This window comes from Hyella patelloides LEGE 07179 (genome assembly GCF_900659865.1).
GTDB classification, from domain to species: Bacteria; Cyanobacteriota; Cyanobacteriia; order Cyanobacteriales; family Xenococcaceae; genus Hyella; species Hyella patelloides.
Window position 1 is genome coordinate 1 of record NZ_LR214034.1, and the last position, 9761, is coordinate 9761.

The 9761-nt window shown below is 38.0% G+C and carries 7 protein-coding genes; 2 read left to right on the forward strand and 5 right to left on the reverse strand.

The annotated features are described in order from the left end of the window. Window positions 1–181: 181 nt before the first annotated feature. Entirely contained in the window at window positions 182–1723 is a 1542-nt protein-coding gene (locus H1P_RS27285; protein ID WP_144873670.1) for an FAD-dependent oxidoreductase, read from the reverse strand. A gap of 277 nt (window positions 1724–2000) precedes the next feature. Then, window positions 2001–2933 (reverse strand): LysR family transcriptional regulator, encoded by a 933-nt coding sequence (locus tag H1P_RS27290; protein ID WP_144873673.1) that lies wholly within the window; start codon window positions 2931–2933, stop codon window positions 2001–2003. A gap of 299 nt (window positions 2934–3232) precedes the next feature. On the opposite strand from H1P_RS27290, the gene H1P_RS27295 reads away from it, so the two are divergent. Together H1P_RS27295 and ftsH3 are read left to right on the forward strand one after the other, a co-directional pair. After that, window positions 3233–4663 carry a Mur ligase family protein gene (locus H1P_RS27295; RefSeq protein WP_144873676.1) on the forward strand — a complete coding sequence of 477 codons (1431 nt, stop codon included), beginning with the start codon at window positions 3233–3235 and terminating at the stop codon, window positions 4661–4663. A 198-nt stretch (window positions 4664–4861) separates the two neighbouring features. Further along, complete coding sequence (ftsH3, locus tag H1P_RS27300) at window positions 4862–6712, forward strand: ATP-dependent zinc metalloprotease FtsH3 (RefSeq protein WP_144873679.1); 1851 nt, start codon at window positions 4862–4864, stop codon at window positions 6710–6712. Window positions 6713–6910: 198 nt separating this feature from the next. On the opposite strand, the gene H1P_RS27305 is transcribed toward ftsH3, so the two are convergent. From H1P_RS27305 to H1P_RS27315, 3 genes are all read right to left on the reverse strand, one after another. Beyond that, window positions 6911–7618, reverse strand: a complete 708-nt coding sequence (locus H1P_RS27305; protein WP_144873682.1) for a Crp/Fnr family transcriptional regulator — start codon at window positions 7616–7618, stop codon at window positions 6911–6913. A gap of 256 nt (window positions 7619–7874) precedes the next feature. Further along, window positions 7875–8561, reverse strand: a complete 687-nt coding sequence (locus H1P_RS27310; protein WP_222427265.1) for a Crp/Fnr family transcriptional regulator — start codon at window positions 8559–8561, stop codon at window positions 7875–7877. Window positions 8562–8978: 417 nt separating this feature from the next. Beyond that, entirely contained in the window at window positions 8979–9473 is a 495-nt protein-coding gene (locus tag H1P_RS27315) for a response regulator (protein ID WP_144873689.1), read from the reverse strand. Between the last annotated feature and the right edge of the window lie 288 nt (window positions 9474–9761).

The following is a 9761-nucleotide window of genomic DNA, read 5'->3' on the forward strand; positions in this document are numbered from 1 at the left end:
TTTAGTTCATTATTACTATAATGTGGTGCTAAATAAGCTTTTTTTGGCATTGTCTGCTTTGATTCGTTTTGCCTCTAATTATATATAACTTTAATCGATCGGATTTAGTATCACTGGTGTTTTTTTTGCCAGCAATTGGCATCATTAATTAAAAAAAATCTGATTCTAAACTGGACATGATTTAATTAATATAGTCGCCACCTGAGCCATATTTCCAAGCATCTAAATAACGATGATAATAATATTGTTGCTTAGGAGATAAATTTTTAATTAAAGGCTGTGCTACTTTTCCTAAAGGGTATAAACCACTATACAAAGCTAAATTAAAGTATTCCCAACTCCAACTTAATAAGGGATTAATTCCAACTTGAGGCAAAATAGGTAATACTAATTTAGGATTTACTAAAGGTAAGGTTTTTGCTAAAGGGATAAACTGAATAACATCTTGTAAAAAAGGCTTCATTATATCATCACCCAGTCTTTCCATAACCGAAAAAACCCCATTCATTAAATTGTTAATCTGGTTAGGGTTAATCTTCTGTTTAACTTCCACGCTCATGGTTTTTTGAAATAGCCATGTCACAGAAATATTAGGCTGATAAGGTTGAATTAAAGTCAAATCTTTTTGAGTCAAACTATTCGTTTGTAATGCTTCATAGACCCCTTTAGTAAGTCTTTTAAGATGACGTACCATCGCTCCAAAACCACCAAAACTTACAGGAGATTGTCCACCATTACTATCTCCTATTGCCAGTATTCTATCAAAAGGTATTTTTAAAGGACTTTGACGATAAGCAGGAAAAAAACCAAATAAAAATCGCTTAAAATCTAATTGCTCTAAATTAACATTTTGGTAATCTGATAATAGTCTTAAATACTCCGACATGAAATAATCTAAACTAGGTCTTTCTGGATGAGCATCTAAATAACTAAACATATAAGTAGTCCTGCCTTCTCTTGCAGGAAAAGCTTCCCAAAAATATTGGCATTGATTAATAATAGGAGTAAAAGAATAGATTAAATCTCCTGTTTCGTTGCGCTCGTATCCATCAGCACAACTCCCGACAACAGTACAAATACTATCTGGCTTAACTCCTTTTCTAATCTGCTTGACTATTGGGGAAAAATGGCCCATCGCATCAATTAATAAACGAGTTGTTAGCTTACCTAGATCGGTTTTAACCTCAACCCCATCAGCACTAATAGTTGCAGACTGAAATCCAGTATTTTCTAATAGTTTTCCACCTGTATTAACAAACTTTTTTTTTAATTTCTCTAATAGATAAATAGGATTGACTCCAATATTTAAAACATCCTCTACCCAAATATCTCGACCCCCCAAAAAGCCAACACGACCAGGATTATATTCTGTTGCGATCGCTTGTTCTAATTCTGCTTCTGTTAACAGTTCTAATTCACAAAAAATATCTAACTCTTGACGAGAAATATTCCATTCCTGCTCTCTACCCTTTAATAATCCTCGCTCAATTACAGTAACCTGCACTCCTAACTTTTGCAATGCTGCGCCCAATAATATGCCTAATGTTCCACCACAGATAACCACATCACAATCTATGTCAGGCAGAGACTCTTGAGTTTCTTTCACAACTTCAGCATAATTGATTGTCCCAGAACGCAATGCCAACCAAAATCTATCAGCTTTACGCAAGTTATCTAAAGCATTATCTTTTCTTTGCTCTAAAAATTGTCTTGTTAAATTCATAGAATTAGATCTAGTTTTGTTGAAACTTAAAAAAGTGCCAAATTATCCTCTATCTTAAAAAAATAGAACAGGGCAAATTAACATCAGTATTAATTATAGTGAATAAAATTACTACTACAACTGAATAATTATCTTTATCTGTGTCTATCAGTGTGTATTTGTGGACTGCTTTACACATAATTATTGCTTGTTATGGGTAATAATCACGTATAACTTACACTTCAATCAACAAAAACTAGATTATTAAGTTCTTATTGCCAAAAAACCGCTAAAACTATCAAGAAACTTTCACAAAAGAACTAATTCTAGGAAAAGGCATTTTAGGCGTTTCTTCTAAAAGATATTCCAAAAACGTCTCGGCGATTACTGATAACTTTTTCCCTGCAAGATGAGACACATACCATCTTCTAGCAATTGGAAAATGTTGCACATCAAGAATTTTTAGCTCACTGAATTGTCCTTCAGAAATCAAACAATGTTCGGATAAAATAGAAATTCCCAAACCACCAGCGATCGCTTGCTTAATCGCTTCATTACTACCTAGTTCTAATCTTACCCTTACTGACACATTCTGTTTTTCAAATAAATCTAACACTGCATCCCTTGTACCCGAACCCTTTTCTCGCATCACAAAAGGCTCATTATTCAAACAAGAGATATCAATATTCTTTTTATTAGCTAAAGGATGTTCTCGATTAGCTATCACCACTAAAGGATTATCCAAAAAAGGTTTACTTAATAAATCAATATCTTTATGAGGATGACTTACTATATATAAATCATCTTCATTATTGAGCATCCTTTGTTGAATTTCCTGATGATTAGTCACCTTTAAAGCAATATCAATCCCTGGATAATTCTTACAAAAAGACCCCAATAAACGAGGAACAAAATATTTGGCGGTGGTAATGACTGCTAATCTCAATTGTCCTTGCTTTGTTCCCTTTAAATCAGCTACCTTCATTTCAAAATTATCTAATCTTTCAAAGATATCCTGACAAGTAGACAATAACTCTTTTCCCGCATCAGTTAGATAAAGACTTTTACCTATTTGCTCAAACAAAGGTAAACCTACCGCCTTTGTAAGTTGCTTTACTTGGCTGGAAACTGTAGGCTGAGTGATAAACAACTCTTCCGCAGCACGAGTAAAACTACCGTGGCGAGCCACTGTTTCAAATACTTTTAATTGGTGCAAAGTAGCCTGTATCAAATCTCGTATCTCCTTAATCTGAATAAAGTAAACAATATATCGATTAACTTCCTAAACTCTTCAATATTTGAGGTTTAACTCCCTAAAGCTGATAAATACGTTGCGCAACACTCATACTTCTATCATATACTATAATCAATGCTTTTAGCGTTATCGATAATTTAATATTTATGGTTTGGGTATAAACATCTTTGATGATTCTTGAAAAGATCGCCGATCGTTCTCTAGATTATCTGACCACACAAAAAACAAGTGATACACTCTAGCTGTCTAATACCACTCCTCTAGCAAATTCCAAGATGCAACCAATAGATCGAATTCGCTTAGGTTTAGCTGTCGGGACGGCTAAAACTGTGACCAAACTGGTTAAAACTCTTAATTTAGGAGCAGCCTCAGTATTACCAGGAGAAATTTCTCGTCGTTTACATCCTCGTCTCTTACCTCTTCTATTTAAGCAAGTAAATTATGGTGTCATTTTAGTTGTAGGAACCAATGGGAAAACTACCACCGCACTATTATTAAGGAAAATCCTTGAAGATCGAGGCTTTAAAGTGACTCACAATTCCAGTGGTGCAAATCTGATTAATGGTTTAACAACAGCCTTGCTAGTAGATACCAAAATCACAGGCAAACTAGATACTGATTACGCTATTCTTGAAGTAGATGAAAATATTTTACCCCTAGTTCTGAAAGACTGTCAGCCTCAATATATCCTCGCTTTAAACCTCTTTCGCGACCAACTAGACCGTTACGGAGAAGTAGATACCATTGCTCAAAGGTGGCAAAAAGCGATTTCGCCTCTACCATCAGAAACTACTATTATTCTCAATGCAGATGACCCTACATTAGCTTACCTAGGACACCAACTAAGCAAGGGGCTGACCCCGCCCTCGAAGGGCGGACGGGCGACACAGGGATTCGAGGCAACCTCGAATCACACGCCCTTGGCTTGTACGCCCCGTCAAAAAGTACTATTCTTTGGACTTAACGAACCACAACTATATTTGGAAGAAATTCCCCACGCTGTAGATTCTATTTATTGTCCTAGCTGTGGTCATCTTTTAGATTATCAAGGGGTATATCTTTCTCATTTAGGAGACTATAACTGTCCTAGTTGTGGATTTGCTAAAAGTAAAACAGCTATTAATTCTCAAGAATGGCCACAAATACTAATTGGAGTTTACAACAAATACAACACCATTGCAGCAGGTCTATTAGCAGAAACAATTGGCATTCAACGAGAAGATATTTGTCATACCATCAAAAACTTTAAAGCAGCTTTCGGCAGAGCAGAAGAACTAACCATCGACGACAAACAAATCCGCATTCTACTCTCAAAAAATCCTGTTGGTATGAATGAAACAATTAGAGCGGTTACAGATATTCAAAAAAATAAGCCATCTCCAGTTACTTTGCTGGTACTTAACGATCGCATTCCTGATGGTACTGATGTTTCTTGGATTTGGGATGTCGATACCGAAACTTTAACCCACCAGGGAGGAAAATTAATCATTAGTGGCGATCGCACTTATGATATGGCATTACGCCTTAAATATAGTGAATCTCTGCTAGAAAACCCCAACCTAGAACTAATCATTCAAGAAAATCTGACTCAAGCAATCTCCACTGCTTTGGAAATAACACCGCCTAACGAAACACTACACATCTTACCCACTTATTCGGCAATGCTAGAGGTTCGAGAAAACCTCGTCGGACGCAAAATTCTCTAGTCATTTTTGAAGATAAAGTTATCCACACCTAGCCAAGAGTTCCTGAGAAACGTTAACATAAGTTAACATCAATCACTGTATATATACTGTCTTTTCTGTCATACCCTAAAACTTAAGCTTAATAAGTACAGATGCCAGAATAGTAATAGCTAATTGTATAACAGATTTCTAATATCAAGCCAAAGGGAGGCTATCAGCGTGAGCAAAAATAATAATAAAAAGTGGCGTAATGCTGGATTGTACGTGCTACTAGCTATAGTAGTCGTCGCTCTTGGCACTGCCTTTCTGGATAGACAACCCCAAACCCGCCAAACTTGGGCATACAGCAAATTAATAGACCAAGTTGAAAATAACCAAGTTGAAACGGTCAAAATTAGTGCAGATCGCACTAAAGCAGTCGTTACAGACCAAGAAGGAAACCCCATTCTGGTTAACTTACCTAACGATCCTCAACTCATCGATATCTTAATGGATAACCAGGTAGATATCGCAGTTTTACCTCAAGGTGATGAAGGAGTTTGGTTTAGAGCCTTAAGTAGTCTTTTCTTCCCTGTATTACTTTTAGTAGGATTGTTTTTCTTACTCCGAAGAGCGCAAAGTGGTCCTGGCTCTCAAGCAATGAACTTCGGTAAATCCAAAGCCAGAGTTCAAATGGAACCTAAAACCCAAGTAACTTTCGGTGATGTTGCAGGTATCGAGCAAGCAAAACTGGAACTTACAGAAGTTGTAGACTTCCTCAAAAATGCTGATCGCTTTACCGCAATTGGAGCAAAAATTCCCAAAGGAGTTCTCTTAGTAGGCCCTCCAGGAACAGGTAAAACTCTTTTAGCAAAAGCAGTAGCAGGAGAAGCAGGAGTTCCTTTCTTCAGCATTTCTGGTTCAGAATTCGTCGAAATGTTTGTGGGTGTTGGTGCTTCCCGCGTTCGCGATCTATTTGAACAAGCCAAAGCAAACGCTCCTTGCATCGTATTTATCGATGAGATTGATGCCGTAGGTCGTCAGCGTGGTGCTGGTTTAGGTGGTGGTAACGATGAAAGAGAACAAACTCTTAACCAGTTACTTACCGAAATGGACGGTTTTGAAGGCAACACAGGTATTATCATCATTGCTGCGACTAACCGTCCTGATGTTTTAGATTCTGCCTTAATGCGTCCTGGTCGTTTTGACCGTCAAGTGGTAGTAGACCGCCCTGACTATAATGGTCGTACTGAAATTCTCACAGTACACGCTCGTGGCAAAACTTTAGCTAAAGATGTTGCTCTTGATAAAATTGCTCGTCGTACCCCTGGTTTCACTGGTGCAGATTTAGCCAACTTACTCAACGAAGCAGCTATCTTAGCAGCCCGTCGTAGCCTCACCGAAATCTCTATGGATGAAGTTAATGACGCGATCGATCGCGTTTTAGCTGGACCAGAGAAGAAAAACCGTGTGATGAGCGAAAAACGCAAAGAATTAGTAGCGTATCATGAAGCAGGACATGCCCTTGTAGGTGCATTAATGCCCGATTATGACCCCGTACAGAAAATTAGCATTATTCCCCGTGGACGCGCTGGCGGTTTAACTTGGTTTACTCCCAGTGAAGACCGTATGGAATCTGGTTTATATTCCCGTGCTTATCTGCAAAATCAAATGGCAGTGGCTTTGGGTGGTCGTATTGCCGAAGAAATTATCTTTGGTGACGAAGAAGTAACTACTGGTGCATCTAATGACTTACAGCAAGTAACTAAAGTAGCCCGTCAAATGATTACTCGCTTTGGTATGAGCGATCGCTTGGGTCCTGTGGCTCTTGGTCGTCAAAACGGTAATGTCTTCTTAGGTCGTGATATTGCTAGCGATCGCGATTTTTCCGATGAAACAGCAGCAGCGATCGATGAAGAAGTCCGTAACCTCGTAGATCAGGCATATCGTCGTGCGAAAGAAGTGCTTACAGAAAACCGTCACATCCTCGACAAATTAGCAGAAATGCTCGTTGAGAAAGAAACAGTAGATTCTGATGAGCTACAGGATGTGTTAGCTAACAATGACGTAAAAATGGCAGCTTTAGCATAGAGGGTGCGATCCTTAAATTAGAAATCTTCTCTAACCTTAAGTAACCATTACACAGCACATTCTTTCGAGAATGTGTTTTTTTATGCCTGCTTAATTAAATAGTTATCGCAATAGTCGTTTTCTGGTGAGTCTAGTTCGGGTATGTAGGTATGAATAGAAATCTTCTATGTACTCTCATAAACCAAGCTAAGGAGAAAATCAATCAAGCAACCGAGAAAACTCGTTAGCAATTAGCTGATAACATTCGCAGGTACGAGCTTCCAGCTTCTCTTGGCAGACAATATTTATCAAACCTCTTTTATAGTGAATGATGCCTTCTTTTTGAAATTTGCTAGCAACTTCGGTTACTCCAGTACGGCGTACCCCTAACATCTGAGAGATAAATTCTTGGGTTAATTGAAATTCATCTTTTTGTATATTGTCCCGCACCGTGAGCAACCAACGAGCAAATCGCTGCTCCAGATTATGATAGCGATTACAAGCAGCAGTTTGACCAAGTTGAATTATACGAGCTTGAATGTAGCGCATCAGGAGACGTTTTAATGCTCCTTGACGATTTAACTCTTCTTGTAGCCATTTTGCACCAATCCGATAACCACCATCACCCACCTGAACGATAGCGGTAGTGTTTGTATAGCTGGTATCCAATATAATTGGCAGTCCTACCATACCTTCATTGCTGATAACTCCAATCTCCGTTGTTGAGCCATTTTCCATGATCGCTACGGTAGAAACAATCGAGTGAGAGGGAAAGTAAGCGTATTTATAGTGTTCCCCAGCATTGTAGAGAATTTGATGTTGAGGAAGCTCCACTGGTTCTAAATGAATGCAAAGGCGTTGATAGTCTGGTTGAGGTAGAGCAGCTAGTAGCCGATTGATTGGCTTGCTTAAATTTGGTGAGGACAATTTGGATCTATTTTAAAATTTAACTACAGCCAGCTAAAAAGTTCATTCTAAATTTCTGCCAAAATAATCTAGAGAATTTTGACTATTAGATTCTCAACTAGATTGCACATCACTTTAGAATACTAATAATTTTAGCTAAAAATTGTCCGCTTGCGGACAGATGCAGTAATTAAATTTTAACCAGCTATAAGCTTGGAGCTTCGCTTGCTGTAAGCTTTGTTTAATTCCTCCACTTCTTTAAGTGCTTCATATATCGTCAAGTAGTAGACCAATCTTTGAGAACCTGATAGCACTCACAAGCAACTGCTTCTAAGGCATCGCGGTCTAAAATCTTAATTTTGCCTCGGTGGTAGTCAATAATTCCCCGTCGCTGAATTTCTTTAGCAACTTCGGTAACTCCAGTACGACGCACCCCCAACATCCGAGAGAGTAATTGCTGAGTCATTAATAGCGTTTCATGGTCACTGCGATCATCGAGCATCAGCAGCCAGCGAGCAGTACGCTGTTTGACAGTATGATGATTGTTGCAAGCAGCACATTGGCTTACCTGATTAAATAGTTTCAAAGCATAGCGCAGCAATAGTTTTTGTAGCATCTGCCCTCGATCGTATTCTACTTGCAGTGCTTCGGTATCGATTTTCATTGCCGTTCCTTCTCCTTGAACCACACTTTGGCTGTTTAATATTCCATCTCCCAAAAATTGCAGCGTTCCTACCATTCCTTCTTTCCCTATTAAGCCAATTTCTGTGGTTGAGCCATCGCCCATTGCTGAAATTAAAGACACGACTCCCTGAGTGGGAAAATATAATAATTCAATTTTTCGATTGGATTCTAAGAGAATTTCATTTAATGAAAGCTGAACTGGCTCAAGATAATCGCTGAAGCGTTGATACTCTTTTTGAGGTAATGCTGATAGTATGTGATTGTTTCTGGGATTGTTCAAGATACAGGAAACTTGTTTTCCTACCGAGTTTAATAGTGCTGTCAGTATTACACTTTATCGACTAACAGTTAGTGAAAAAAAATAGGTAAATTTGGACATTGAAATTAAACGTAACTAATTATTCATCACTAAATAGCGATCGCAAGTATTAATTAACTTGATTCTTTAATGTCAGATAAAAACTTGTTATTGACTGCTGATTTTTGCCAATCTCCTTTTATTTAAAATTTGACTTTGGTCATGGTTATTTGATTAGAACCGATCTAGATTGACCAACGGTCAGAGGAAGCCCCTTAGTGTCAGAGGTGCGCATTCATTCCCTTGCTAGAGCAGCATTCCTTTGCCTCTTTCGGCGATGCGGTGAGACAGTCTGTTGGCGGGGAAACCTCGCTTGAAGGAACTGAACTGTTGAATCCTTTAGGGGGTCGTACCGCTTTTACGCGGGGTCTCTCTGACTGCTTCATCAAGCAAGTCCTTAATGCTCATCTCTTGAAACATTTCAGCAATGGCGGGTATTCTAAAATCCCCACTTATTATGCAGCGATCGCATATATCAATTACTCGATCTGCTAATGTCATAATGTCGAAAGGCTTGATAACTATTTCTATATCTTCAGCAATTTGCAATTTAATTATTTTTGCTATCTCAGGCATAGCTGTAACGAAAACAATCGGAATAAAACAGGTAGTCGGATGAGTCTTAAGTAAACGGTAAACATCTAGCCCATTCAGGTTTGGCATGATTACATCTAGCAAAATCAAGTTGGGCTGTTGCAACTGTGCTTGAGCGACCCCTTCTTCTCCATCTGAAGCCGTCAAAATATTCCAATTGGTGTCATGTTCTAAAACAAATTTCACTAAAATATTAAAATCAGGATTATCGTCAATAACCAAAACAGTTTTATCGCTCATAATTTTTCAAGTGTATTCGATCGGCACAATTGATTTTATTGCTGTTAATAATTGACTCTAATTTTCCATGGTTTTAACGTTGTGTCTGACTATTAGCGGACATATCAATGATTTAATTCATTAAAGCTCATATTTTTATTGCATTTGACAAATAGTAGTTTCAAAAACTACAGAAAATTTTGGCAAGGCTGTATTGATTATCGAATATCTTTTCAGTCCTTTTAAATCATAATTTTACTGATATATAGCATAGAAAAAATAGGTAAAAAATCTCAACAACGATTTTTT